Origin of the sequence: Enterobacter cloacae complex sp. 2021EL-01169 (assembly GCF_020733125.1) — a bacterium.
Taxonomy (GTDB): Bacteria; Pseudomonadota; Gammaproteobacteria; order Enterobacterales; family Enterobacteriaceae; genus Enterobacter; species Enterobacter roggenkampii.
Genome location: NZ_JAJFTC010000014.1, coordinates 71,337 through 96,405, shown reverse-complemented (window position 1 = coordinate 96,405; position 25,069 = coordinate 71,337). Strand labels below are relative to the sequence as shown.

26 protein-coding genes, 1 rRNA gene and 1 other annotated feature are annotated in these 25,069 nt (G+C 54.6%); of the genes, 12 read left to right on the top strand and 15 right to left on the bottom strand.

The window, feature by feature from the left end:
* The 4 genes from LLF79_RS22800 to rluD form a co-directional block, all read right to left on the bottom strand.
* Nucleotides 1-87 (bottom strand): 16S ribosomal RNA (locus LLF79_RS22800); the annotation flags it as partial.
* A gap of 427 nt (nucleotides 88-514) precedes the next feature.
* Nucleotides 515-3,088 (bottom strand): ATP-dependent chaperone ClpB, encoded by a 2,574-nt coding sequence (clpB, locus tag LLF79_RS22795; protein WP_008502466.1) that lies wholly within the window; start codon nucleotides 3,086-3,088, stop codon nucleotides 515-517.
* A 129-nt stretch (nucleotides 3,089-3,217) separates the two neighbouring features.
* Nucleotides 3,218-3,949 carry a purine nucleoside phosphorylase YfiH gene (yfiH, locus tag LLF79_RS22790; protein ID WP_227880472.1) on the bottom strand — a complete coding sequence of 244 codons (732 nt, stop codon included), beginning with the start codon at nucleotides 3,947-3,949 and terminating at the stop codon, nucleotides 3,218-3,220.
* Nucleotides 3,946-4,926 (bottom strand): 23S rRNA pseudouridine(1911/1915/1917) synthase RluD, encoded by a 981-nt coding sequence (gene rluD, locus LLF79_RS22785; protein ID WP_008502468.1) that lies wholly within the window; start codon nucleotides 4,924-4,926, stop codon nucleotides 3,946-3,948. Before rluD ends, yfiH begins: the two co-directional genes overlap by 4 nt.
* Before the next feature lie 131 nt (nucleotides 4,927-5,057).
* On the opposite strand from rluD, the gene bamD reads away from it, so the two are divergent.
* From bamD to pheA, 4 genes are all read left to right on the top strand, one after another.
* The gene (gene bamD, locus LLF79_RS22780) at nucleotides 5,058-5,795 is read left to right on the top strand and encodes an outer membrane protein assembly factor BamD (RefSeq protein ID WP_023308867.1); all 738 of its coding nucleotides are present in this window, start codon (nucleotides 5,058-5,060) and stop codon (nucleotides 5,793-5,795) included.
* A gap of 268 nt (nucleotides 5,796-6,063) precedes the next feature.
* Nucleotides 6,064-6,405 carry a ribosome-associated translation inhibitor RaiA gene (gene raiA, locus LLF79_RS22775; protein ID WP_008502470.1) on the top strand — a complete coding sequence of 114 codons (342 nt, stop codon included), beginning with the start codon at nucleotides 6,064-6,066 and terminating at the stop codon, nucleotides 6,403-6,405.
* 110 nt (nucleotides 6,406-6,515) lie between these two features.
* Nucleotides 6,516-6,641 (top strand) — a sequence feature (Phe leader region).
* Complete coding sequence (pheL, locus tag LLF79_RS22770) at nucleotides 6,517-6,564, top strand: pheA operon leader peptide PheL (protein ID WP_100249759.1); 48 nt, start codon at nucleotides 6,517-6,519, stop codon at nucleotides 6,562-6,564. (Overlaps the previous feature by 48 nt.)
* Before the next feature lie 30 nt (nucleotides 6,642-6,671).
* Nucleotides 6,672-7,832 (top strand): bifunctional chorismate mutase/prephenate dehydratase, encoded by a 1,161-nt coding sequence (pheA, locus tag LLF79_RS22765; RefSeq protein ID WP_023325894.1) that lies wholly within the window; start codon nucleotides 6,672-6,674, stop codon nucleotides 7,830-7,832.
* Here the strand turns inward: pheA and LLF79_RS22760 are convergent.
* The 3 genes from LLF79_RS22760 to aroF are packed head-to-tail and all read right to left on the bottom strand — an operon-like array spanning nucleotide 7,829 to nucleotide 10,964.
* The gene (locus tag LLF79_RS22760) at nucleotides 7,829-8,701 is read right to left on the bottom strand and encodes an SMP-30/gluconolactonase/LRE family protein (RefSeq protein WP_046091851.1); all 873 of its coding nucleotides are present in this window, start codon (nucleotides 8,699-8,701) and stop codon (nucleotides 7,829-7,831) included. The two genes, pheA and LLF79_RS22760, sit on opposite strands and share 4 nt — an antisense overlap.
* 60 nt (nucleotides 8,702-8,761) lie before the next feature.
* The gene (gene tyrA / locus LLF79_RS22755) at nucleotides 8,762-9,883 is read right to left on the bottom strand and encodes a bifunctional chorismate mutase/prephenate dehydrogenase (RefSeq protein WP_008502473.1); all 1,122 of its coding nucleotides are present in this window, start codon (nucleotides 9,881-9,883) and stop codon (nucleotides 8,762-8,764) included.
* 10 nt (nucleotides 9,884-9,893) lie between these two features.
* Entirely contained in the window at nucleotides 9,894-10,964 is a 1,071-nt protein-coding gene (aroF, locus tag LLF79_RS22750) for a 3-deoxy-7-phosphoheptulonate synthase AroF (RefSeq protein ID WP_008502474.1), read from the bottom strand.
* 214 nt (nucleotides 10,965-11,178) lie between these two features.
* Here aroF and LLF79_RS22745 point away from each other — a divergent pair, with 214 nt between their 5' ends.
* The 4 genes from LLF79_RS22745 to LLF79_RS22730 all read left to right on the top strand — a co-directional run bounded on the left by LLF79_RS22745 (nucleotide 11,179) and on the right by LLF79_RS22730 (nucleotide 13,954).
* The gene (locus tag LLF79_RS22745; RefSeq protein WP_008502475.1) at nucleotides 11,179-11,553 is read left to right on the top strand and encodes a DUF2799 domain-containing protein; all 375 of its coding nucleotides are present in this window, start codon (nucleotides 11,179-11,181) and stop codon (nucleotides 11,551-11,553) included.
* 138 nt (nucleotides 11,554-11,691) lie between these two features.
* The gene (locus LLF79_RS22740; RefSeq protein ID WP_021241999.1) at nucleotides 11,692-12,243 is read left to right on the top strand and encodes a YfiR family protein; all 552 of its coding nucleotides are present in this window, start codon (nucleotides 11,692-11,694) and stop codon (nucleotides 12,241-12,243) included.
* On the top strand, nucleotides 12,236-13,456 hold the full coding sequence (gene dgcN / locus LLF79_RS22735; protein ID WP_227880471.1) for a diguanylate cyclase DgcN: 1,221 nt from the start codon (nucleotides 12,236-12,238) through the stop codon (nucleotides 13,454-13,456). The genes LLF79_RS22740 and dgcN overlap by 8 nt, the downstream gene beginning before the upstream one ends.
* Before the next feature lie 12 nt (nucleotides 13,457-13,468).
* Nucleotides 13,469-13,954 (top strand): OmpA family protein, encoded by a 486-nt coding sequence (locus tag LLF79_RS22730; RefSeq protein WP_008502478.1) that lies wholly within the window; start codon nucleotides 13,469-13,471, stop codon nucleotides 13,952-13,954.
* Between the two features lie 2 nt (nucleotides 13,955-13,956).
* Here LLF79_RS22730 and LLF79_RS22725 read toward each other — a convergent pair whose 3' ends face one another.
* The 7 genes from LLF79_RS22725 to ffh form a co-directional block, all read right to left on the bottom strand.
* Nucleotides 13,957-15,327, bottom strand: coding sequence for a PepSY domain-containing protein (locus LLF79_RS22725; RefSeq protein WP_227880469.1), 1,371 nt, complete (start codon nucleotides 15,325-15,327; stop codon nucleotides 13,957-13,959).
* A 36-nt stretch (nucleotides 15,328-15,363) separates the two neighbouring features.
* Nucleotides 15,364-15,768: a DUF2946 domain-containing protein gene (locus LLF79_RS22720; protein WP_039025344.1), complete on the bottom strand. Its 405-nt coding sequence runs from the start codon at nucleotides 15,766-15,768 to the stop codon at nucleotides 15,364-15,366.
* 132 nt (nucleotides 15,769-15,900) lie between these two features.
* Complete coding sequence (gene rplS / locus LLF79_RS22715; RefSeq protein ID WP_002914145.1) at nucleotides 15,901-16,248, bottom strand: 50S ribosomal protein L19; 348 nt, start codon at nucleotides 16,246-16,248, stop codon at nucleotides 15,901-15,903.
* A gap of 43 nt (nucleotides 16,249-16,291) precedes the next feature.
* On the bottom strand, nucleotides 16,292-17,059 hold the full coding sequence (gene trmD, locus LLF79_RS22710; RefSeq protein WP_008502493.1) for a tRNA (guanosine(37)-N1)-methyltransferase TrmD: 768 nt from the start codon (nucleotides 17,057-17,059) through the stop codon (nucleotides 16,292-16,294).
* A gap of 31 nt (nucleotides 17,060-17,090) precedes the next feature.
* Complete coding sequence (gene rimM, locus LLF79_RS22705) at nucleotides 17,091-17,630, bottom strand: ribosome maturation factor RimM (RefSeq protein ID WP_021241995.1); 540 nt, start codon at nucleotides 17,628-17,630, stop codon at nucleotides 17,091-17,093.
* Nucleotides 17,631-17,645: 15 nt separating this feature from the next.
* On the bottom strand, nucleotides 17,646-17,894 hold the full coding sequence (gene rpsP, locus LLF79_RS22700) for a 30S ribosomal protein S16 (RefSeq protein ID WP_003863133.1): 249 nt from the start codon (nucleotides 17,892-17,894) through the stop codon (nucleotides 17,646-17,648).
* A gap of 116 nt (nucleotides 17,895-18,010) precedes the next feature.
* Complete coding sequence (ffh, locus tag LLF79_RS22695) at nucleotides 18,011-19,372, bottom strand: signal recognition particle protein (RefSeq protein ID WP_014884878.1); 1,362 nt, start codon at nucleotides 19,370-19,372, stop codon at nucleotides 18,011-18,013.
* Nucleotides 19,373-19,538: 166 nt separating this feature from the next.
* Here ffh and LLF79_RS22690 point away from each other — a divergent pair, with 166 nt between their 5' ends.
* Entirely contained in the window at nucleotides 19,539-20,330 is a 792-nt protein-coding gene (locus tag LLF79_RS22690; RefSeq protein ID WP_032623031.1) for an inner membrane protein YpjD, read from the top strand.
* An 18-nt stretch (nucleotides 20,331-20,348) separates the two neighbouring features.
* Nucleotides 20,349-21,635 carry an HlyC/CorC family transporter gene (locus tag LLF79_RS22685; protein ID WP_025759264.1) on the top strand — a complete coding sequence of 429 codons (1,287 nt, stop codon included), beginning with the start codon at nucleotides 20,349-20,351 and terminating at the stop codon, nucleotides 21,633-21,635.
* 52 nt (nucleotides 21,636-21,687) lie between these two features.
* Here the strand turns inward: LLF79_RS22685 and grpE are convergent, their stop codons facing one another.
* On the bottom strand, nucleotides 21,688-22,281 hold the full coding sequence (grpE, locus tag LLF79_RS22680; protein WP_008502499.1) for a nucleotide exchange factor GrpE: 594 nt from the start codon (nucleotides 22,279-22,281) through the stop codon (nucleotides 21,688-21,690).
* Nucleotides 22,282-22,403: 122 nt separating this feature from the next.
* Here grpE and nadK point away from each other — a divergent pair, with 122 nt between their 5' ends.
* The gene (gene nadK, locus LLF79_RS22675) at nucleotides 22,404-23,282 is read left to right on the top strand and encodes an NAD(+) kinase (RefSeq protein WP_008502500.1); all 879 of its coding nucleotides are present in this window, start codon (nucleotides 22,404-22,406) and stop codon (nucleotides 23,280-23,282) included.
* An 85-nt stretch (nucleotides 23,283-23,367) separates the two neighbouring features.
* Nucleotides 23,368-25,029 carry a DNA repair protein RecN gene (gene recN / locus LLF79_RS22670; RefSeq protein ID WP_045417542.1) on the top strand — a complete coding sequence of 554 codons (1,662 nt, stop codon included), beginning with the start codon at nucleotides 23,368-23,370 and terminating at the stop codon, nucleotides 25,027-25,029.
* Nucleotides 25,030-25,069: the final 40 nt, after the last annotated feature.

The following is a 25,069-nucleotide window of genomic DNA, read 5'->3' as shown; positions in this document are numbered from 1 at the left end:
GCAAGCTACTTTCCGCTGCCGCTCGACTTGCATGTGTTAGGCCTGCCGCCAGCGTTCAATCTGAGCCATGATCAAACTCTTCAATTTAAGTTTGATGCTCGTGAATTAAACTTCGTAATGAATTACGCATGTTCACTCAGAGACTTGGTATTCATTTTTTGTCCGAAGACATTAAGAATCCATGTCACTTTGAGTGCCCACACAGATTGTCTGATAAATTGTTAAAGAGCAGTGCCGCTTCGTTTTCGCTGCGGCGCGGGGTGTGCATATTACGCTTTCCCGCTTCAGAGTCAAGCGTTTATTTTCGCTATTCTCTGCTGACCCGGCGGCGTGTGTGCCGTTGTTCCGTGTCAGTGGAGGCGCATTATAGGGAGTAATTCCGAACCTGCAAGGATAAAGTGAAAATTATTTACTGACTGCTCACTTTCCAGGCAAACCTCACTCCAGACCTCAATTTTCGCCTGGTTTTTAAACAAAAACGAGCCGCAAGCGGCTCGTTTTTGCGTTTTGTGACTTACTGCACTGCCACAATGCGATCGTCGTTGGCTTCCAGACGGATAATTTTACCAGGAACCAGTTCCCCGGAGAGGATCTGCTGCGCCAGCGGGTTTTCGATCTGCTGCTGGATAGCACGTTTCAATGGACGCGCACCGTACACCGGATCGTAACCATTCTTACTCAGCAGTTTCAGCGCATCGTCGGAGATGTGAATTTCGTATCCACGCTCTTCCAGACGTTTGTACAGACGCTGCAGCTGAATCTGCGCAATCGACGCGATGTGTTTCTCACCCAGAGGATGGAATACCACCACTTCATCAATACGGTTGATGAACTCCGGACGGAAGTTATGGCTTACCACACCCAGCACCAGATCCTTCATGTGGCTGTAGTCCAGTTCACCGAAACGTTCCTGAATCAAATCGGAACCCAGGTTCGACGTCATAATGACAACCGTATTACGGAAGTCGACCGTTCTCCCCTGCCCGTCGGTCAGACGACCATCGTCCAGAACCTGAAGCAGGATGTTGAACACATCCGGATGCGCTTTTTCCACCTCATCCAGCAGGATGACGGAATAAGGACGACGACGCACCGCTTCTGTCAGGTACCCACCTTCTTCATAACCCACATATCCTGGAGGCGCCCCGACCAGACGCGAGACGGAGTGTTTCTCCATAAACTCGGACATGTCGATACGCACCATCGCATCGTCGCTGTCGAACATAAAGTTAGCCAGCGCTTTGCACAGCTCGGTTTTACCGACACCCGTCGGCCCCAGGAACAGGAATGAACCAATCGGACGGTTCGGATCGGACAGCCCTGCACGACTACGACGAATAGCATTCGAAACCGCTTCAACCGCTTCGTTCTGGCCAATCACACGATTGTGGAGATCGTTCTCCATGCGCAGCAGTTTTTCACGCTCGCCTTCCAGCATGCGCGCCACCGGAATACCGGTCCAGCGGGCAAGCACTTCCGCAATCTCGGCATCCGTCACTTTATTACGTAACAGACGCATCGTTTTCCCTTCTGACTGCGTCGCAATCTCAAGCTGTTTTTCCAGCTCAGGGATTTTGCCATACTGCAGCTCTGACATCCGCGCCAGGTCACCCACGCGTCGCGCCTGCTCAATGGCAATTTTTGCCTGTTCGAGTTCAGCTTTAATGGTCTGCGTACCGGAAAGGGAGGCTTTCTCGGCTTTCCACTCTTCTTCAAGCTCAGAATACTGGCGCTCTTTATCGTCCAGCTCTTCATTGAGCATATCGAGGCGTTTCTTACTGGCTTCATCAGACTCTTTCTTCAGCGCCTGCTGTTCCAGCTTGAGCTGAATGATGCGTCGGTCGAGTCGATCCAGCTCTTCCGGCTTCGAGTCAATCTGCATACGAATGCTCGACGCCGCTTCATCAATCAGGTCGATCGCTTTATCCGGCAGCTGACGGTCAGCAATATAACGATGCGAAAGCGTCGCCGCCGCAACGATGGCCGGGTCAGTGATCTGCACATGGTGGTGCAGTTCATAGCGCTCTTTCAGACCACGCAGGATGGCGATGGTATCTTCAACGCTTGGCTCGGCAACAAACACTTTCTGGAAACGACGTTCCAGCGCAGCATCTTTCTCAATGTACTGACGGTACTCATCCAGCGTAGTGGCACCGACGCAGTGAAGTTCACCGCGCGCCAGCGCAGGTTTCAGCATGTTCCCGGCATCCATTGCGCCGTCTGCCTTACCGGCACCGACCATGGTGTGCAGCTCGTCGATAAACAGGATGACGTTACCTTCCTGTTTCGCCAGATCGTTCAGCACGCCTTTCAGACGCTCTTCAAACTCACCGCGGTATTTCGCACCGGCCACCAGCGCGCCCATGTCCAGCGCCAGTACGCGGCGGCCCTTCAGACCTTCCGGCACTTCACCGTTCACAATACGCTGCGCCAGCCCTTCAACGATGGCTGTTTTACCGACACCCGGTTCACCTATCAGTACCGGGTTGTTCTTGGTACGACGTTGCAGTACCTGAATGGTACGGCGGATTTCTTCATCACGGCCGATCACCGGGTCAAGTTTGCCCTGTTCAGCACGCTCGGTCAGATCGACCGTAAATTTCTTTAAAGCCTGACGTTGGTCTTCGGCTCCCTGATCGTTCACGCTTTCACCTCCGCGCATGTTCTCAATCGCCTGAGTCACATTGGCGGTGGTCGCACCGGCAGATTTCAGCAGGTCGGTCAAGGTACCGCGTGATTCAAGCGCCGCCAGAACAAACAGCTCTGACGAAATAAAATTGTCCCCACGTTTTTGCGCCAGCTTGTCGCAAAGGTTCAGGACGCGCACCAGATCCTGCGACGGCTGAACGTCGCCGCCGGTCCCTTCGACCTGCGGTAAACGGCTCAGCGCCTGATCGATAGCGGTGCGTAACTGGCCAGCATTAATGCCAGCGGACGTTAATAACGGACGTACCGATCCCCCTTCCTGATTCAGCAAGGCGCTCATTAAATGAAGAGGTTCGATAAATTGGTTGTCGTGCCCCAGTGCGAGGGACTGGGCATCGGCGAGAGCAAGCTGGAATTTATTAGTAAGACGATCCAGACGCATAACTCCTCCCATAACAGGTCAAATTTGCTACTGGAGATTAAATGAGGTCATCCCTCAATTATTCAAGGTTAATGACCTGAATTATGTGAAAAGAAAACGGCACGTGCCGGATCGTCTTGATTCTTTAGGTTATATCAGCCAAATGAAACTTGCCATACGCCCCGTCGTCTTGTCGCGGCGATAAGAGAAAAAATCACCCTTTTCGGTGAATGTACAGCGATCGCCGCCGAAGATCTGCGTTATGCCGACGCTGTTCAGGCGCTGACGAGCAAGCTGGTAAATATCGGCCAGATATTTATCCCCCGAAGGCAGGAAGGCGTCCACCGCTTGCGGATCTTTTTCCATAAAGGCTTCGCGAACTTCCGGCCCCACTTCAAAAGCGCGAGGGCCAATGGCCGGGCCAAGCCAGGCCATAATATTGGCGGGCTCATCCTTAAAGCAGGCGACGGTTTCTTCCAGCACGCCTTCACACAGTCCACGCCAGCCCGCGTGCGCTGTAGCCACCTCGGTGCCTGCACGGTTGCAGAACAGCACTGGCAGACAATCGGCGGTCATTACGGCACAAACGGTTCCCGGAGTATTGCTGTAAGAGGCATCAGCGCGTTTGGAAGCATAGGGCTCTCCCGTCAACTTCAGCACCGCCTTGCCATGAACCTGTTCCAGCCAGACCGGTTTCGACGGCAGGTTCCCCGCTGCAAACAGACGCCTGCGGTTCTCTTCCACGTGTTCCAGGTTATCGCCACAGTGTGCGCCGAGGTTCAACGACTCCCACGCGCCCTGGCTCACACCGCCAGTGCGGGTTGAACTGCAGGCAGCCACGCCGGCAGGCAATGGCCACTCCGGGACAATCAGTTTGGTCATAACCAGTCCACTTGATCCTTATGTTCTTCGAAATCAGCACGCATGGCGTCAATAAGGTCCACCATATCCTGCGGGATAGGCGCATGCCACTCCATCTGAATACCGGTGATAGGGTGATAAAGACGCAGCATGGTCGCGTGCAGCGCCTGACGATCGAATTTACGCAATACGCTGATGAACTCATCCGACGCGCCTTTAGGCGGACGCGGACGACCACCGTAGACCTGATCCCCCACCAGCGGATGGGTAATGTGGGCCATATGCACGCGGATCTGGTGAGTACGTCCGGTCTCCAGACGCAGACGCAGGCGCGTATGAATACGGAAGTGCTCCATAATGCGGTAATGCGTCACCGCCGGTTTACCCATCGGATGCACCGACATATGGGTACGCTTGGTTGGGTGACGGCTAATAGGCTCTTCCACCGTCCCGCCAGAAGTCATATGCCCAATGGCTACCGCTTCATACTCACGGGTGATTTCGCGCAGCTGCAGCGACTCCACCAGACGGGTCTGAGCAGGAACGGTCTTAGCCACCACCATCAGACCGGTAGTGTCTTTATCCAGACGGTGCACGATGCCCGCGCGCGGAACATCCGCGATCGGCGGATAGTAATGGAGAAGTGCGTTAAGTACCGTACCGTCAGGGTTTCCCGCGCCCGGATGAACAACCAGGTCGCGCGGCTTGTTGATCACCAGAATGTCATCATCTTCATAGACGATGTCCAGTGGGATATCCTGCGGCTCGAAGCGGATTTCCTCTTCGATTTCAGCATTGATGGCGACAGCTTCCCCACCTAACACTTTCTCTTTTGGTTTGTCCCAGATCTTGCCGTTTACCATCACGCGCTGGTCAAGGATCCATTCTTTTATGCGTGAACGCGAATAATCAGGGAACAATTCGGCCAAAGCCTGATCTAAGCGTTGACCGAGCTGATTTTCGGAGACTGTTGCGGTGAGTTCTACTCGTTGTGCCATAAACTGCTTCTTCGTTTAACGTTGGGTTTTACGGCTTTGCCGTTTAATATAGTGTGCTATTGTAGCTGGTCTTAATCGGGAGCAGGAACAGAGTTTCTCCCGGACAAACATTTGAGGAAAGTCAAAACGTCATGACGCGCATGAAATATCTGGTGGCAGCGGCCACGTTGAGCCTGGCTTTGGTGGGCTGCTCCGGTTCAAATGAACAGGTCCCTGACAATCCGCCGAATGAAATCTATGCGACTGCACAACAAAAGTTGCAGGACGGTAACTGGAAACAGGCGATAACGCAACTGGAAGCGTTGGATAATCGCTATCCATTTGGTCCGTATTCGCAGCAGGTACAGTTAGATCTCATCTACGCATACTATAAAAATGCCGATCTGCCGCTGGCTCAGGCAACCATCGATCGTTTCATGCGTCTGAACCCGACTCATCCTAACATCGACTATGTGATGTACATGCGCGGGCTCACCAACATGGCGCTGGACGACAGTGCGCTGCAGGGCTTCTTCGGCGTGGATCGTTCCGACCGTGACCCGCAGCATGCGCGTGATGCCTTCAACGACTTTTCCAAACTGGTGCGCGGCTATCCAAACAGCCAGTACGTGACCGACGCCACCAAACGTCTGGTGTTCCTGAAAGATCGTCTGGCGAAATATGAATACTCGGTTGCTGAATACTACACCCGTCGTGGCGCATGGGTTGCCGTGGTTAACCGCGTAGAGGGTATGCTGCGTGATTACCCGGATACTCAGGCAACGCGCGACGGCCTGAAGCTGATGGAAAATGCTTACCGTCAGATGCAGATGACCGCTCAGGCTGAAAAAGTGGCGAAAATCATCGCCGCGAACAGCAGCAACACCTGATTTTGCCTCAATGCAAAACGGCAGCCCGAAGGCTGCCGTTTTTTTATTCGTTTCCTAGCGTCGCTGAAGCGCGTTAGCCTCAACACATCCAGTCAACTATGGCCTCAATTTTTGCCTTCTACAAGGTAAATCTCACCTCTTCCTGCCCTGCCTCACAAAAAAGATTCCCTGACAAAAACCGACAAAATAACGTGATCTAAATCACACATTTTGACATTAGGTCGGGTATGCTGGAATCACCAAGACGGAAAGACAAGAGGTAAAATTTATGACAATGAACATTACCAGTAAACAAATGGAAATTACTCCGGCAATTCGCCAGCACGTCGCAGACCGTCTCGCCAAACTGGATAAATGGCAAACACATTTGATTAATCCACATATCATCCTGTCCAAGGAGCCGCAGGGTTTCATCGCTGACGCAACTATCAATACTCCAAACGGCCACCTGGTCGCCAGCGCAAAACATGAGGATATGTACACCGCAATTAACGATTTGATCAACAAGCTGGAACGGCAGCTCAATAAAGTGCAACACAAAGGTGAAGCCCGTCGCGCCACAACGTCGGTGAAAGACGCCAGCTTCGCGGAAGAAGTTGAAGAAGAGTAATCCTTTAAATTGAGTGTACCGCCAACGCGCCTTCGGGCGCGTTTTTTGTTTTTTATTGACAGGGTGAAAACAGTACGGGTACTTTAACGGTATCACTCACAGGATGACTTTATGAAACTTACGCCGTTCTTCTTCGCATTCTTTTTTACCTTCCCCTGAACGGGAGGCGTTTCGTCGTGTGATAAAGAATGCGAAGACGAACAACAAGGCCTCCCACACCGGGGGGCCTTTTTTATTGATAACGATAAGATGAGACAGGCAACACTATGACACCGGAAAACCCGTTACTGGATCTGCGCGTAAAAATCAGCGCGCTGGATGAGAAACTGCTGGCGCTGCTGGCCGAACGCCGCGCCCTTGCCGTTGAAGTGGGTAAAGCCAAGCTGGACTCCCATCGTCCGGTCCGTGATATCGACCGCGAGCGGGATCTGCTGGAACGTCTCATTCAGCTCGGCAAAGCGCATCATCTCGATGCCCACTACATCACCCGGCTGTTCCAGCTCATCATCGAAGACTCCGTTCTGACCCAGCAAGCGCTACTCCAGCAGCATCTCAATAAAACCAATCCGCACTCTGCGCGTATCGCTTTCCTCGGGCCAAAGGGCTCCTATTCTCACCTGGCCGCACGTCAGTATGCCGCTCGCCATTTCGAAGAATTTATTGAAAGCGGCTGCGCGAAGTTTGCCGACATTTTTAACCAGGTCGAGACCGGCCAGGCGGATTACGCCGTGGTGCCGATTGAAAACACCAGCTCCGGCGCCATCAACGACGTCTACGATTTGCTGCAGCACACCAGCCTGTCGCTGGTCGGCGAGCTGACGATCCCTATCGATCACTGCGTGCTGGTCTCCGGTTCAACGGACCTGAACACGATCGAAACGGTCTACAGCCACCCGCAGCCGTTCCAGCAGTGCAGCCAGTTCCTGAACCGCTATCCGAACTGGAAAATTGAGTACACCGAAAGCACCTCGGCGGCGATGGAAAAAGTCGCCCAGGCGAACTCCCCCAACGTTGCGGCGCTGGGCAGCGAAGCGGGCGGCGCGCTGTATGGTTTACAGGTGCTGGAACGCAACCTGGCGAACCAGACGCAAAATATTACCCGCTTCGTGGTGCTGGCCCGCAAGGCAATCAATGTGTCTGACCAGGTACCGGCCAAGACCACGCTGCTGATGGCCACCGGCCAACAGGCCGGTGCGCTGGTTGAAGCTCTGCTGGTACTGCGTAATCACAACCTGATCATGACCCGGCTGGAATCGCGCCCAATCCATGGCAACCCGTGGGAAGAGATGTTCTACCTCGATATCCAGGCCAACCTGGAGTCTGCTTCCATGCAGAAAGCCCTGCGCGAGCTGGGCGAGATCACGCGTTCCATGAAGGTGCTGGGCTGCTACCCGAGCGAAAACGTCGTCCCGGTCGATCCGATCTAACGTTCGATAAAACGGCTTTTCTTCATCCCTGCCACGCTCACCGGCAGGGTGAAGATGGCGCCGGAGAGCGGATATTTCGCCACCTCCTCCGCCTCCATATTCTCCCGCGTGGTGGTAATAAACAGCGTTTTCATATCATCGCCGCCAAAGCAAACCATCGTCGGGCAACGTACCGGCATGCGGTACTCTTCCAGCTGCTCCCCTTGCGGTGAAAAACGCGCGATGCGCCAGCCGTCAAACAGCGCGCTCCAGTAGCAGCCTTCCACATCCATCGCCGCGCCGTCCGGTATCCCCTCGCCCTCTTTAAACTGACGAAACACTTCTCGCTTACCCGGTTCGCCCTGCTCATCAAGCGACGTACGATAGATCACACCATTTGGCGTATCTGAGGTAAACATCCACTGCTTATCCGGGCTAAACGCTAAGCCATTATGCCCGTGGATATCGCACTGGATCACCTTCGGCGTCAGGTCGTTGTCGATGCGCATCAGCAGGGCACCGTTGTAATCTCCCGGCCCCCAGAACGTGCCCGCATAGAACCGGCCCAGATGGTCGGTGCCTCCATCGTTAAAACGCGCCAGCTGCGGGTTAGAGGGGTTATCACACACCTTGCGGCGCAGCAGGCCGTGTTTATCGGTCAGCCAGATACCCGTTCGCATCGCAACGATAAAACCACCCTGCTCACGCAGCGCGAAACACCCCACTTCCTCGTGGAAAGAGAGTACGGTGTGTTTCGCCGTCGGCAGATGGTAGCGGTGGATCTCGCCTTCCAGAATATCGGCCCAGTAGAGCGCCTGCTCTTCGGCGCTCCACGTCGGGCATTCAGGCAAATGCCCGGTGTAATTCAACAGCAGCTGCGGTTCAGCCATGACAGTTCCCCAAAATGAAAAAAGCCAGCATTGCTGGCTTTCAGTATATACATCATCGCATTACTGGCGACTGTCATTTGCCTGTCGCAACAACGTCCGGCTCTCATTCTGGAAACGCTGCGCATAATCGCCAAACCAGTGCTCGACCTTGCGGAAGCTGTCGATAAACGCCTGCTTGTCTCCGTGCTCAAGCAGCGTAATGGCTTCTCCAAAGCGCTGATAGTAGCGCTTGATCAGTGCCAGGTTGTTTTCGGAGGACATAATAATGTCCGCGTACAGCTGCGGATCCTGCGCGAACAGACGCCCAACCATCGCCAGCTCCAGACGATAGATAGGTGAAGAGAGCGCCAGCAGCTGTTCAAGCTGCACGTTCTCTTCCGCCAGATGCAGGCCGTAGGCAAACGTGGCAAAGTGGCGCAGCGCCTGAATGAACGCCATGTTCTGGTCGTGCTCAACCGCGCTAATGCGGTGCAGTCGCGCGCCCCATACCTGAATCTGTTCCAGGAACCACTGATAGGCTTCCGGCTGACGACCGTCGCAGTAAACCACCACCTGCTTAGCCAGGCTGCCGCTGTCCGGACCAAACATCGGGTGCAGACCCAGCACCGGCCCGGTATGCGCAGCCAGCATTGCCTGCAGCGGACCATTTTTGACGGAGGCCAGATCCACCAGGATACAGTCTTTCGGTAAAGGAGGAAGCTTCCCGACGATCTGCTCCGTCACGTGGATCGGCACGCTGACGATAACCATCCCGGCATCTTTCATGAGCTCCGGCGCCTGCGCCCAGTCCTCTTTTTCCAGAATGCGCACCTGATAGCCAGAAAGCGTCAGCATTTTTTCAAACAGGCGCCCCATCTGTCCTGCCCCGCCGACAATCACCACCGGACGCAGGGTCGGACAGAGGGTTTTGAAGCCCTTGTCGTTTTCACTAGAATAGGACTCTCGCATCACGCGACGCAGAACATCCTCAATCAAGTCCGGCGAAACGCCCAGCGCCTGCGCCTCTTTGCGACGGGAGGCGAGCATAGAGGCTTCGCGCTCCGGGACGTAAATCGGCAGGCCGTATTTGCTTTTCACCTCACCGACTTCGGCAACCAGCGCCATGCGACGCGCCAGCAGATCCAGCAGCGCCTTATCCACTTCATCAATTTGATCGCGCAGTGCGGTCAATTCAGCAACCATAACTACCCTCTTAAGCCAGACGCGTCGCCAGCTGGCCGCTTAAATCTTTATGGATCTCACGCAGCAGTGCATCGGTGGTTTCCCAGCTGATGCAGGCATCCGTCACGGAGACGCCGTGCTTCATGGCGCTGCGCGGTTGTTCAGATGATTGATTGCCTTCATGAATATTGCTCTCAATCATCAGACCGATAATCGAACGGTTGCCATCTTTGATCTGGGCGACCACGGATTCCGCAACCGCAGGCTGGCGACGGTAATCTTTATTCGAATTACCATGACTGCAATCTACCATCAGTGCCGGGCGCAGTCCCGCCTGCTCCATCTCTTTTTCACACTGCGCCACGTCCGCCGGGCTGTAGTTCGGGGCTTTCCCGCCGCGCAGGATCACGTGCCCGTCCGGGTTGCCCTGCGTTTGCAGGAGGCAGACCTGGCCCGCCTGGTTGATTCCGACGAAACGGTGCGGCATGGCGGCAGCGCGCATGGCGTTGATCGCCGTCGCCAGGCTGCCATCGGTACCGTTTTTAAAACCAACCGGCATCGACAGGCCAGACGCCATCTCGCGGTGGGTTTGCGATTCCGTGGTACGCGCGCCAATCGCGGACCAGCTGAACAGATCGCCAAGGTATTGCGGGCTGTTCGGATCCAGCGCTTCGGTTGCCAGCGGCAGGCCCATGCTGACCAGCTCCACCAGCAGGCGACGCGCAATCTTCAGGCCTGCTTCCACATCAAACGAGCCATCCATGTGCGGATCGTTAATCAACCCTTTCCAGCCAACGGTAGTACGTGGCTTCTCAAAATAGACGCGCATCACCAGGTAGAGGCTATCGCTGACCTCCTCCGCTAATGCTTTAAATCGACGAGCGTACTCAATGGCGGTTTCAGGATCGTGAATAGAGCAAGGACCACACACCACCAGCAGGCGCGGATCGCGGCCGGCGATGATGTCAGAAATGGTCTGGCGCGAGTGCTCAATCTGAGCCTCCTGCGCGACGCTCAGCGGAAATTCTGCTTTCAGCTGATCCGGAGTAATTAAAACCTGTTCGTCAGTGATATGTACGTTGTTCAGCGCGTCTTTTTGCATGATGGCGATCCTGTAAAGCTCGTTTGCGATAGTTGTTTTCCTCAATGAGGTGAAACCACGATACCATAAAAAGTAAACATTTCAATCCAAAATACGTACACATTACTTTACATCAGCCAATTTATTGCAAAAATCAGCCGTCAAAAAAGTAAAGTTTAAATTACAGACATACTTTCTTAAGCCAGGCTATGCTGAAGTAAAAAGGAGAATGGCTATGCGTTCAATTGCTCTCACGCTGTTGTCGCTGTTTTTAACGGGCTGCCAGATCAATCCTTATACCTTCCAGCCTGACTGGACCAGTCCATCCTGGTTTGATGCCGGTAAAGAAGACGCCATGAATGGCCTGCCGGTTAAAGATAACCAGACCCTGGCCGATAGTTTTAACGACACCCACGTTGATCGTAGTGAATATCTTCGCGGCTATGCCGATGGTCAGAAGAGAGTCTGCGAAGAAGGGTTTATTCACGCCTGGGGATTAGCGGGCAAATCTTTCCCTGCCAGTTGCGATACTGCTGAAAACGCGGCAAAACTGCGTGCGTCATGGCAAAAAGGGATGGATGAAAGTATGCGCTCCAGCAGACTCAATTAAGTCTGTTTTTAATCACCGGAAAATAAACAACAGTAGGATTTAGCTTAGGTTGACCTGAGGCTATTTCTGACATAATGACGGCTCTGACAAACAATGGTATTCTGCCCGCAACTCTTAAGGACATCTATTTCCAGAGCGATGTGGCGGATTCTGGTGAGAAATTTATTCTTGATCTCTTTTTTCCGACTCACTCTGGTGTTAATGCTGTTCATTATGGTGGGCCCAGCGACGGCAGGCACGCTCACGGAAACGGATAAATCGGTACGCTCGATAGTCTCAGGCATTGTGAGCTATACGCGATGGCCGTCACTATCCGGGCAACCTAAACTCTGCATCTATGCCACTTCTCACTATACGCACGCGCTTAGCGGTGACGAAGGGCACAACGAGTTACCCTATACTCCCGCTATTGTACATAACGATCGGGAAGCCCTGGCCGCGACGTGCGATGCGATTTATTTTGGGTCTGAATCACCGGCAAAACAACTTGAATTAATAAGCCAATATCAGGGCAGAGCATTGCTATTAATCTCAGAGCAAAATCCGGAATGTGTAATTGGCAGTGCCTTTTGCCTGATGATCGATCGTGGCCAGGTCCGGTTCTCCGTCAACCTGGATGCATTGACGCGCAGTGGCGTAAGAGTCAATCCGGATGTATTAATGCTGGCACGGAATAAGCAGCATGGATAAAGATTTCACTTCAACGCCACGTCCGACGTTTAAAAGAACGTTGAGGCGAAACAGCATGATAAGCGTCATTATCACGATGACGTTAATATGGCTGTTGCTCTGTTTTGCTTCCGTTGTGACGTTAAAACAATACGCGCAAAAGAACCTTGAATTAACCGGGGCCACGATGAGCCACAGCCTGGAAGCCTCGCTGGTTTTCAACGACTCGCTGGCGGCCAACGAAACGCTTGCCGCCCTGGGCAAACAGGGGCAGTTTGCCGCGGCGGAGGTGATTAATGCGCATAAAAAGCGGTTCGCCTACTGGTCCTGGAACCCGGAAGATAACAACGACACGCTGGGCGCGCTGGTCAGCCGCTGGCTTTTCCCCGTACCGGTTGCGCAGCCCATCATGCATAACGGCTTAACGATCGGCGAAATCCGCCTTACCGCGCGTGACAGTCTGATCAGCCATTTCATCTGGACGTCGTTTGCCGTACTGACTGGCTGCATTCTCTTTGCCGCCGTCGTCGCGCTCGTCATTACCCAGTCTTTGCATCGTGGAATGGTCACGGCGCTGCAGAACATTACCGACGTCGTGCATGACGTGCGCACGAACCGAAATTTCTCCCGCCGGGTGAAAGACGGCCGTATCGAAGAATTTCACCAGTTTGGCGAAGACTTCAATAGTCTTCTGGATAAAATGGAAGAGTGGCAGCTGAAGCTTCAGGCGAAAAATGCCCAGCTGTTGCGGACCGCCATGCACGACCCGCTTACCGGTCTTGCCAACCGCGCGGCGTTTCGTAACAGCATTGCGGCATTAATGAATGACCCTTCAGCCAGAACAAACTCGGCCCTGCTCTTCCTCGACGATGATAATTTTAAGTTTATTAACGACACCTGGGGACACGCGGCAGGAGACTGCGTGCTGATCGAAGTCGCCAGCAGAATGATGGAGTTTGGCGACAAACGTCATCAGTCCTACCGCCTTGGCGGTGACGAATTTGCCATGGTGCTGTACGGCGTGCACTCTGAGCTTGAGGTTCAACATATTTGTGCTGCACTTTCGCAGCAGTTTATCCGTCCGTTTGATCTTCATAACGGACAAAAAGCATCGATGTCACTCAGCATTGGCTTTGCTCTGGCGTGGGAAAATACTTCCGTGGAAGCATTACTGGAGAGGGCTGACCGCAACATGTACCAGGTTAAAAACCAGCGTACGAAAACAATAAGTTAGAAAGGATACACTATGTTAAAACGTTACTTCGCGCCCTTAGTACTGGCCTCACTGGTTCTGGCAGGCTGCCAGTCGCCGCCGGAAGGCAAATTCACTCCTGAGCAAATTGCGGCGATGAAGTCTTACGGTTTTAACGAACTGAACGGTGACTGGTCGCTTGGGATGTCGGACACCATCCTGTTTGATAAAAATGACGCCAGGCTGCGATCGGAGAGTGAAACGCAGATCCAGTCCATGGCCTCTCGCCTGGCGGAAACCGGCCTGACCCACGCGCGAATGGACGGTCACACGGATAACTACGGGGAAGAGAGCTACAACGAAGCGCTCTCGTTAAAACGCGCCAACGCCGTGGCCGATGCCTGGGCGAAGGGGGCAAATATACCGCGCAGCAATCTCACCACGCGGGGATTAGGTCAAAAATACCCGGTTGCGAGCAACAGTACCTCACAAGGGCGCGCTGAAAACCGCCGCGTCGCAGTGGTAATCAGCACGCCATAAGGCTATTTAGCGGAGGATTCGGCGAGCGTCACCCTGGTTGCCGCTCGCCAGCGCAGCCAGTCCACCAGAACAAACAGCGCCAGACTCACGCCCATGACTGGCAATGCCAGTCCCAACAGGACGCTGATTAACACCGTAACGCCTCTTCCCCACACTGACAAGGCAAGCCAGCTCTGGCAAAGCGTCTGTACCGGACTCACTGCCGATTGCGCCGGACGACGCATCCACCACATCCGGTATCCCCAGATAATGAGCACGCAAAGGGCAAGACCGAACGCCAGCAGCAGCAGCTGGTTCGCCAGGCCGAATAAGATCCCCATATGGAAATCCACGCCCCAGCGGGTCAGTTTTGCCATTAGCGGGAAATCCTTGAATCGGGTTCTGTCCAGAACCTGCATCGTATGAGGATCAACCGCCACGGCGTCCACCTGGGTCGGCCAGCTGCGATCGATTTCCGTCACGGTCCAGGCGCGATCCCTCGTTTTCGCCGGGCGGATCTCCAGCTTGCTGGCATCAATCCCCGCGTGACGCGCCGCGCTTAACACCCCGTCAAACTGCGTCAGATCCATCGCCATTTCCGGCATCATCATCCCACCGTGATGACCGCGATGTTCGGCATGTTCATCCATGATCTCATGTTGGCCGGATAGCGTCGTGTTCACCTGCGGGGTGAGCCAGTTCATCTCTGCCCGCAGCTTATCCACGTTTCCGCCAGCCCACTGGGACCAGGTCAGGCCGGTTGCGGAGAACAGCAGCATTCCACCCAGCAGAACCCAGCCCAGCGTCACGTGCACCCGACGCCGGTTCTGGAAGCGATTGTTGATCCGCCGTTTGGGCCGGTTATAACACCACAGGGCAATACCGCCCAGCGCGGCGACCCACATCCACGAGGCCGCAAGCTCGCTGTAAAGGCGCCCAATGTCGCCCAGCATCAGGGACGTATGCAGGTAATCAATGGTCTGACGCAGGGGTAAAATCCCGCTGGTGCCGTATACCGTCAGATCTCCCAGCACCGTCAGGCTTACCGGATCGATAAAGATAGCCCGGTTCTCCGATGGCCCAAGTTTCGGGTCAGCGAACATCACGCGGGTGGTTTCGCCCTCAACCAGGCCCGGACGAACGGCGTGCAAACGTAAATCTGATCCAACGGTTTTTTCCGCCAGGGCGATTTGTTCCGCCAGAGGCAGTGGCTCGCCTATAGAATCCGCGTGGAGCGCGTGCCGGTAGAGTGCGTTTTCCAGCTGTGGGGTCGCCACATACAGCGTCCCGGTTAGCGCGGCGAAGAAGATAAACGGGCCGACAAACAGCCCAACGTAGAAATGAAGGCGACGCAGCAGGTTTCCCCATGCCGCGCGCGAGGTGCAGGTAGTCATACTTTTCCTTTTTAAGGCAAAAAGTTATCGATATTTTTAAAGGGAAAAAGCAGACTGCCGCGGCGGCGCGCGGGTATCAGGGTAAAGCCAGGGGAAGAAGTGCCAGTGCTTGACCGCCTGACGCGGCGGCTTAACGCGAAGCCTCTGTAGCACCACGCTGAGCAGGACGATGAGCGCCAGCATCACGCCAGGGACATGCGCTAACAGCACGCAGTAGCCGCACGCTTCCGCATGGTCGACGGGCATCGTGTGTGGCATATCGCCGTGATGCTCGTCCATCGACATCATGCTCATGTCATGATGCATGCCCGGCATGGCGCTCATGGGATCTTTCTGCAATGAGACGGAGATCAGGGGTGCTACCACGATCAGCAGGATCGCAAACAGCGCGGTCAATGCCGCTGCGCGTTTCCAGCTATTCTGATGCAGTATGTTATCCACTTCCCCTCCATACAAGAGGCAAGCATTGTAAATGATTTATGACAAAAGGGTTAACGCGAGAGGTGCGATGGGATAAAAAAAGGGCCAGCCTTTCGGCCAGCCCTTTCTAACAGGATGTCGCTTAAGCGAATCTTAGTTCAGACGCTCTTTAATACGAGCAGACTTACCAGTACGCTCACGCAGGTAGTACAGTTTAGCTTTACGTACAGCACCACGACGTTTAACAGCAATGCTGTCAACTACCGGAGAGTGAGTCTGGAAGACACGCTCAACGCCTTCGCCGTTGGAAATTTTACGAACAGTGAATGCAGAGTGCAGACCGCGGTTACGAATAGCGATAACCACGCCCTCGAATGCCTGCAGACGTTTTTTGGAACCTTCAACAACCCATACTTTCACTTCCACGGTGTCACCTGGACGGAAGGAAGGTACGTCCTGCTTCATCTGCTCTTGTTCAAGTTGCTTAATAATGTTGCTCATAATTTAATCTCTTATCCTGGGTAAACTGATATTCGGGAGCGTATTACGCATTCCCATCATGTTCATGCTGCTGTTGCGCGTGTTCAGTTTTGAACTCGGCCAGCAACTTTGCTTGCTCTTCAGTCAGAGCCAGGTTTTCCAGAAGTTCAGGTCTTCTAAGCCAGGTTCGGCCCAGCGACTGCTTCAAACGCCAGCGACGTATCTCAGCATGGTTTCCTGACAGTAACACTGCCGGGACTTCCATCCCTTCTAACACTTCAGGACGGGTATAGTGTGGACAGTCCAGCAACCCATCGGCAAAGGAATCTTCCGTTGCCGAAGCTTCATGGCCCAGTACTCCCGGAATGAACCGGGCGACGGAGTCAATCAGCGTCATTGCGGGTAACTCACCACCGCTGAGAACGTAATCGCCGATAGACCATTCTTCGTCAATCTCGGTTTGAATTACGCGCTCATCTATCCCTTCGTAGCGTCCACAGACCAGAATCAGCTTTTGATTCGTCGCCAGTTCGCTGACGCCCGCTTGATCAAGCTTGCGTCCCTGAGGTGACAGATAAATCACCTTTGCGCCTTCACCTGCCGCGGCTTTTGCTGTGTGAATGGCGTCCCGTAAGGGTTGCACCATCATTAGCATCCCCGGTCCGCCGCCGTAAGGACGATCGTCCACGGTACGGTGCCGGTCATGAGTAAAGTCACGAGGACTCCAGCTCTGGATGCTCAGCAGGCCATTCTTTACTGCCCGGCCAGTTACCCCGTAATCGGTAATCGCGCGGAACATTTCAGGAAACAGGCTAATTATGCCAATCCACATAGCGCCGTCTTTTACCGTTTATCCGGAGAATTTAAAAACCAGGATCCCAATCTACTTCAATGGTTTGAGTAGTGAGATCGACTTTCTTGATAACCTGTCCATCGAGGAACGGGACCAACCGCTCCTTGATGCCAAATGCATCTTTCAGGTTTGCCTTAATGACGAGAACGTCATTTGACCCGGTTTCCATCATATCGATGACTTTCCCCAGGCTGTAGCCTTCAGTCGTGACTACCTGGCAACCCATAAGGTCTTTCCAGTAGTAGTCGCCCTCTTCCAGCTGTGGCAACTGCGACGAATCCACGACAATTTCACAATTAGTCAGCGCATTCGCGGCATCACGATCGTCAACGCCTTTCAGCTTGATGATGATGTCCTGATTGTGGTGACGCCAGCTTTCCAGCTCGACCTCTTCCCACTTACCGCCTTTCTGGATAAACCAGGGCTGGTAATTAAAAATGCTATCAGCGTCTTCAGTGGAGGAAAACACTCTGAGCCAACCACGGATACCGTAGCAAGAACCCATTTTTCCCAATACGATCGGTTCAACAGGTGCTTTATTGCTCATCATGACCACCGTGACAGATTAAGCTGCTTTGTTTGCTGCTTTGATCAGCGTAGCAACGCGATCGGAAACAGTAGCGCCCTGGCCAACCCAGTGAGCGATACGATCCAGATCCAGACGAGTTTCTTCTTCTGCGCCAGCGGCCAGTGGGTTGAAGAAACCAACGCGCTCGATGAAGCGACCGTTGCGTGCATTACGGCTGTCAGTCACAACAACCTGGTAGAACGGACGCTTTTTAGCGCCGTGACGTGCTAAACGAATAGTTACCATAACATCCTCTTGTGTGAATAAAACAACCGGGCCCCATCGAGGAACGGAGCCCGGGTGTCATATTAAAAGCCCGAAAATTTTACTCATTTTCGGGCAAAAAGCAATCTCAAAAGCGATTAACGCCCTGGAAAACCGGGAGGCATCATCCCTTTCATGCCGCGCATCATCTTCGCCATGCCGCCTTTCTTCATTTTCTTCATCATGCGCTGCATGTCGTCGAACTGTTTCAGAAGGCGGTTAACGTCCTGCACCTGCATGCCGCAACCGGCTGCGATACGGCGTTTACGGGAACCTTTGATGATGTCCGGGTTAGCGCGCTCTTTCAGCGTCATCGAGTTGATGATCGCCTCCATACGCACCAGCACCTTGTCATCCATCTGCGCTTTCACGTTGTCTGGGATCTGGCCCATGCCCGGCAGTTTGCCCATCAGGCTGGCCATGCCGCCCATGTTTTTCATCTGACGCAGCTGCTCAAGGAAGTCGGTGAGATCGAAACCGTCGCCTTTTTTCAGCTTGCTGGCCAGCTTCTCGGCCTGCGCGCGGTCAACCTTGCTCTCGATATCTTCGATCAGCGACAGCACGTCGCCCATGCCGAGGATACGGGAGGCAATACGATCCGGGTGGAACGGCTCCAGCGCTTCAGTTTTCTCGCCCACGCCGAGGAATTTGATCGGCTTACCGGTGATGTGACGAATGGAGAGGGCCGCACCGCCGCGGGCGTCACCGTCCACTTTGGTCAGCACCACGCCGGTTAACGGCAGCGCTTCGTTAAACGCTTTCGCGGTATTCGCCGCATCCTGACCGGTCATGGCGTCGACGACAAACAGGGTCTCTACCGGGTTGATAGAGGCATGCACCTGCTTGATCTCGTCCATCATCGCTTCGTCAACGTGCAGACGACCGGCGGTATCCACCAGCAGCACGTCGTAGAATTTCAGCTTCGCCTCTTTCAGCGCGGCGTTAACGATGTCGACAGGCTTCTGCGCCACGTCGGACGGGAAGAAATCCACGCCAACCTGCTCTGCCAGGGTTTCCAGCTGCTTGATCGCCGCCGGGCGATAGACGTCCGCAGAGACCACCAGCACTTTCTTCTTGTGCTTTTCGCGCAGGAACTTACCCAGCTTACCGACGCTGGTGGTTTTACCCGCACCCTGCAGGCCCGCCATCAGCACCACGGCCGGTGGCTGAGCGGCCAGGTTAAGCACCTGGTTCTCTTCGCCCATCGCCGAAACCAGTTCGTTACGAACGATTTTGACGAACTCCTGACCCGGGGTCAGGCTCTTGTTAACTTCATGACCAACCGCCTTCTCTTTCACGCGGTTGATAAAATCACGAACAACCGGCAACGCGACGTCTGCTTCCAGCAGCGCCATGCGCACTTCGCGCAGCGTTTCCTTGATGTTCTCTTCAGTAAGGCGTCCGCGGCCGCTGATGTTGCGCAGCGTGCGCGACAAACGATCGGTTAAATTATCAAACATTGTCTCTCGCCTGAGTAGAAACGTTGGGCCGCCATGAGCGACACATACACAGAATTTTGCCGGAGTATAACATGAAGGCGCCTTTGTTGTTATGCAACGGTTGGAGCAGGCGTCACGTAACGTTATACTGCTTCTCTTTCTTATTAAGACAACTGTCGATGCCTATATGCCTGTTTTCGCACTGATCGCCCTTGTTGCCTACTCTGTCAGCCTCGCGCTGATTATTCCCGGACTGCTGCAAAAAAACAGCGGCTGGCGGCGCATGGCTATTCTTTCGGCGGTGATCGCACTGATTAGCCACGCCTTTGCGCTGGAATCACGCATTATCCCCGGCGACGGCAGCGTGCAAAACCTGAGCGTGCTGAACGTCGGCTCGCTGGTCAGCCTGATGATCTGTACGGTAATGACCATCGTCGCGTCTAAAAATCGCGGCTGGCTGCTGCTGCCGATTGTCTACACCTTCGCGCTGATCAATCTGGCCCTCGCCACCTTTATGCCTAATGAGTTCATTACGCATCTGGAGGCGACGCCGGGGATGCTGGTGCATATCGGCCTGTCGCTCTTTGCCTACGCGACGCTGATCATCGCCGCGCTTTACGCCATGCAGCTCGCCTGGATTGACTACCAGCTGAAAAACAAAAAGCTGGCGTTTAACCATGAAATGCCGCCGCTGATGGTCATTGAGCGTAAGATGTTCCACATCACCCAGGTGGGCGTGGTGCTGCTGACGCTCACGCTCTGCACGGGGCTGTTTTACATGAAGAACCTGTTCAGCGTGGAGAATATCGATAAAGCGGTGCTCTCCATCATCGCGTGGTTTGTCTATATTGTCCTGTTATGGGGCCATTATCATGAAGGCTGGCGCGGTCGTCGCGTGGTCTGGTTCAACGTCGCGGGTGCGGGCATTCTCACCCTTGCCTATTTTGGCAGCCGCTTCATACAGCAATTTGCTGGCTAAGAAACAAAGGAGTTCCCCCTGGAACACATCTCAACCACCACGCTGATCGTTATCCTGATCGTCATGGTGGTCATCTCCGCCTATTTCTCCGGCTCGGAAACCGGCATGATGACCCTGAACCGCTACCGGTTACGTCATCGTGCTAAACAGGGTAACCGCGCCGCCCGTCGCGTTGAAAAGCTGCTCCGCAAGCCGGATCGCCTGATTAGCCTGGTGCTCATCGGCAACAACCTCGTCAACATTCTGGCCTCTGCGCTCGGCACCATCGTCGGGATGCGCCTGTACGGCAACGCCGGGGTGGCGATTGCCACCGGCGTGCTGACGTTCGTGGTGCTGGTGTTTGCCGAAGTGCTGCCAAAAACCATCGCCGCGCTTTACCCTGAAAAGGTCGCCTATCCGAGCAGCTTCCTGCTGGCACCGCTGCAGATCCTGATGATGCCGCTGGTCTGGCTGCTGAACATGGTGACGCGCGTCCTGATGCGGATGGTGGGAATCAAAGCCGACGTCACCATCAGCAGCGCGCTCAGCAAAGAGGAGCTGCGCACCATCGTGAATGAATCCCGCTCGCAGATCTCCCGGCGCAATCAGGACATGCTCCTGTCGGTGCTGGATCTGGAAAAGGTGAGCGTGAACGACATCATGGTGCCGCGTAACGAAATCGTCGGTATCGACATCAATGACGACTGGAAAGCCATCGTTCGCCAGCTGACGCACTCTCCGCACGGGCGCATTGTGCTGTACCGCGACTCGCTGGATGACGCCATCAGCATGCTGCGCGTGCGCGAAGCCTACCGTCTGATGACCGAGAAAAAAGAGTTCACCAAAGAGGTGATGCTGCGCGCCGCCGACGAAATTTATTACGTGCCGGAAGGAACGCCGCTCAGCACGCAGCTGGTGAAATTCCAGCGCAACAAGAAGAAGGTCGGCCTGGTGGTCAATGAGTACGGCGATATCCAGGGGCTGGTGACGGTCGAAGATATTCTGGAAGAGATTGTCGGGGACTTTACCACCTCAATGTCGCCTTCCCTCGCGGAAGAGGTCACCCCGCAAAACGACGGATCGGTGCTGATTGACGGAAGCGCGAACATTCGTGAACTCAACAAAGCCTTTAACTGGCATTTGCCGGAAGATGAGGCTCGCACCATTAACGGGATGATTCTGGAAGCGTTGGAAGAGATCCCGGCGGCGGGCACGCGGGTGCGCATTGAGCAGTACGATATTGATATCCTGGACGTGCAGGACAATATGATCAAGCAGGTAAAAGTCCTGCCCGTTAAACCCCTGCGCGAAAGTATCGCGGAGTAAGGTTGTAGGCCGGGTAAGGCGAACGCCGCTACCCGGCACTACGGATAGCGAATTACGCTTTCGCTTTCGCCACGGTTACCATCGCAGCGCGGATGGTACGGCCGTTCAGGGTATAGCCTTTCTGCATCACGCCCAGCACTTTACCGGCTTCAATCTCTTCAGATTCAACCATCGCAATGGCCTGATGAACGTTTGGATCCAGCGGAACATCGGTATCGGCAATCACTTCCACGCCAAACTTACGCACCACGTCGAGCATGGATTTCAGCGTCAGTTCGATACCTTCGATCATTGCGGCGTTGTCCGGATTCGCTTTGTCAGCCACTTCCAGCGCGCGATCGAGGCTATCGATCACCGGCAGCAGTTCGTTGACGAATTTCTCCAGCGCAAATTTATGCGCCTTCTCAACGTCCTGCTCGGTACGACGACGCAGGTTTTCCATTTCCGCCTTGATGCGCAGAACACTGTCGCGTTCGCGATTCTGTGCTTCTACCAGCTGGGCTTCCAGATTCGCAATTTTTTCATCGCGCGGGTCCACCTGCTCAGCAGATGCGTCTGGCTCTACAGCCTCAACTTCATCGTGCTGTTCCGTGATAATTTCTTCAGGGGCTTGCCCCTCAGGCGTTTTCTGTTCTTTACTACTCATGAATTTCTCCGCGTTTTTCTGCATTCATCTCGCTAACTTCGCTTATTATGGGGATCAGTTTCCGGGATTCAAGGGAACAAGACAGATTGTCATCATTCATCAGGCACAAGGACCTCCAGAAAATGAATAATCATTTCAGGTGTATTGGGATCGTCGGGCATCCGCGTCACCCTACCGCACTAACGACACATGAAATGTTGTATCGCTGGTTGTGTAGCAAAGGCTATGAAGTGATGGTCGAGCAGCAGATTGCCCAGGAACTGCAGCTGAAGAGCGTCAAAACCGGCACGCTGGCGGAAATTGGCCAACAGGCCGATCTCGCCGTGGTGGTGGGCGGCGACGGCAACATGCTCGGCGCGGCCCGCACGCTGGCGCGCTATGACATTAAGGTCATCGGCATCAACCGTGGCAATCTCGGCTTTTTAACCGACCTGGACCCGGACAATGCACAGCAGCAGCTGGCCGACGTGCTGGAAGGCCACTATATCAGTGAAAAACGCTTTTTACTGGAAGCGCAGGTGTGCCAGCAGGACTGCCAGAAACGCATCAGCACCGCCATTAACGAGGTTGTCCTTCACCCTGGCAAAGTGGCGCACATGATTGAGTTCGAAGTTTATATCGACGAGATCTTTGCCTTCTCCCAGCGTTCTGACGGGCTGATTATCTCCACCCCGACCGGCTCAACCGCCTACTCGCTTTCTGCCGGCGGCCCGATCCTGACGCCCTCGCTGGATGCCATTACCCTGGTGCCGATGTTCCCGCACACGCTCTCCGCCCGCCCGCTGGTGATCAACGGCGACAGCACGATCCGTCTGCGCTTCTCGCACCGCCGTAACGACCTGGAGATCAGCTGCGACAGCCAGATAGCGCTGCCTATCCAGGAAGGTGAAGATGTGCTTATTCGCCGGTGTGATTACCACCTGAATTTGATACACCCAAAAGATTACAGCTATTTCAACACATTAAGCTCGAAGCTTGGCTGGTCAAAAAAATTGTTCTGATTTTGCATCCAGGACTTTACTGTATATAAAACCAGTTTATACTGTACGAAAACACAGTTATGGTTTTTCATACAGGAAAACAATTATGCTGGCACAACTGACCATCAGCAACTTTGCCATTGTTCGTGAGCTTGAGATCGATTTCCACAGCGGCATGACGGCGATCACCGGGGAAACCGGTGCGGGTAAATCCATTGCCATTGATGCCCTCGGCTTGTGCCTTGGCGGCCGCGCTGAGGGCGACATGGTGCGCATGGGCGCAAACCGTGCCGACCTGTGCGCCCGCTTCTCCCTGAAAGACACCCCTGCTGCCCAGCGCTGGCTGGAGCAGAATCAGCTTGAAGATGGACGTGAGTGTTTACTTCGCCGCGTTATTAGCAGCGACGGTCGCTCACGCGGCTTTATCAACGGCACGGCGGTCCCGCTCTCCCAGCTCCGTGAACTCGGCCAGCTGCTTATCCAGATCCACGGTCAGCACGCGCATCAGCAACTCGTTAAACCCGAACAGCAGAAAGCGCTGCTGGATGGTTATGCGGGTGAGTACGCGCTTACTCAGCTTATGGCAGAGCACTATCGCCAGTGGCATCAGAGCTGCCGTGAACTTGCCCAGCACCAGCAGCAAAGCCAGGAGCGCGCCGCCCGTGCGGAGCTGCTGGAATACCAGCTCAAAGAGCTGAACGAATTCAACCCGCAGCCGGGTGAGTTTGAGCAAATCGACGAAGAGTACAAGCGCCTGGCGAACAGCGGTCACTTGCTCTCAACCAGCCAGAATGCGCTCAACCTGCTGGCGGATGGCGAAGACGTTAACCTGCAGAGTCAGCTGTATAACGTCCGTCAGCTGCTTACCGAACTGGTCGGCATGGACAGCAAACTGTCTGGCGTCCTGGATATGCTGGAAGAGGCGGCCATTCAGATCTCTGAAGCCGGTGACGAACTTCGCCACTACTGTGAGCGTCTGGATCTCGACCCGAACCGTCTGTTTGAGCTGGAGCAGCGTATCTCCCGTCAAATCTCGCTGTCGCGCAAGCACCACGTTACGCCGGAAGAGCTGCCGGGCTACTATCAGTCTCTGCTGGACGAGCAGCAGCAGCTTGACGATCAGGCTGACTCGCAGGAGACCCTCTCTCTGGCGGTGAGCCTGCACCATGAACAGGCGCTGGCGACAGCGCTAAAGCTGCATGAAATTCGTCAGCACTATGCTCAGGAGTTAAGCCAGCACATTACCGACAGCATGCACACGCTGGCGATGCCGCACGGCGTCTTCACCATTGACGTTCGCTTTGAAGAGAACCACCTGACGGCGGAAGGTGCGGATCGCATCGAATTCCGCGTCACCACCAACCCGGGGCAGCCGCTGCAGGCGATCTCCAAAGTGGCCTCAGGCGGTGAACTGTCGCGTATTGCGCTGGCGATTCAGGTGATCACCGCGCGTAAAATGGACACCCCGGCGCTAATTTTCGATGAAGTGGATGTCGGCATCAGCGGCCCGACGGCGGCGGTGGTGGGTAAACTGCTGCGCCAGCTCGGCGAATCCACGCAGGTGATGTGTGTCACCCACCTGCCGCAGGTCGCGGGCTGTGGCCATCATCACTTTATCGTCAGCAAAGAAACCGACGGTGAAATGACCGAAACGCACATGAAGCCGCTGGATAAACGTGCGCGTCTGCAGGAGCTGGCACGCCTGCTCGGCGGCAGCGAAGTCACGCGTAACACACTCGCGAACGCGAAAGAACTGCTGGCGGCATAAACTTTTTCGGGATCTCAGGGTCATACAGAACAACAAAAAC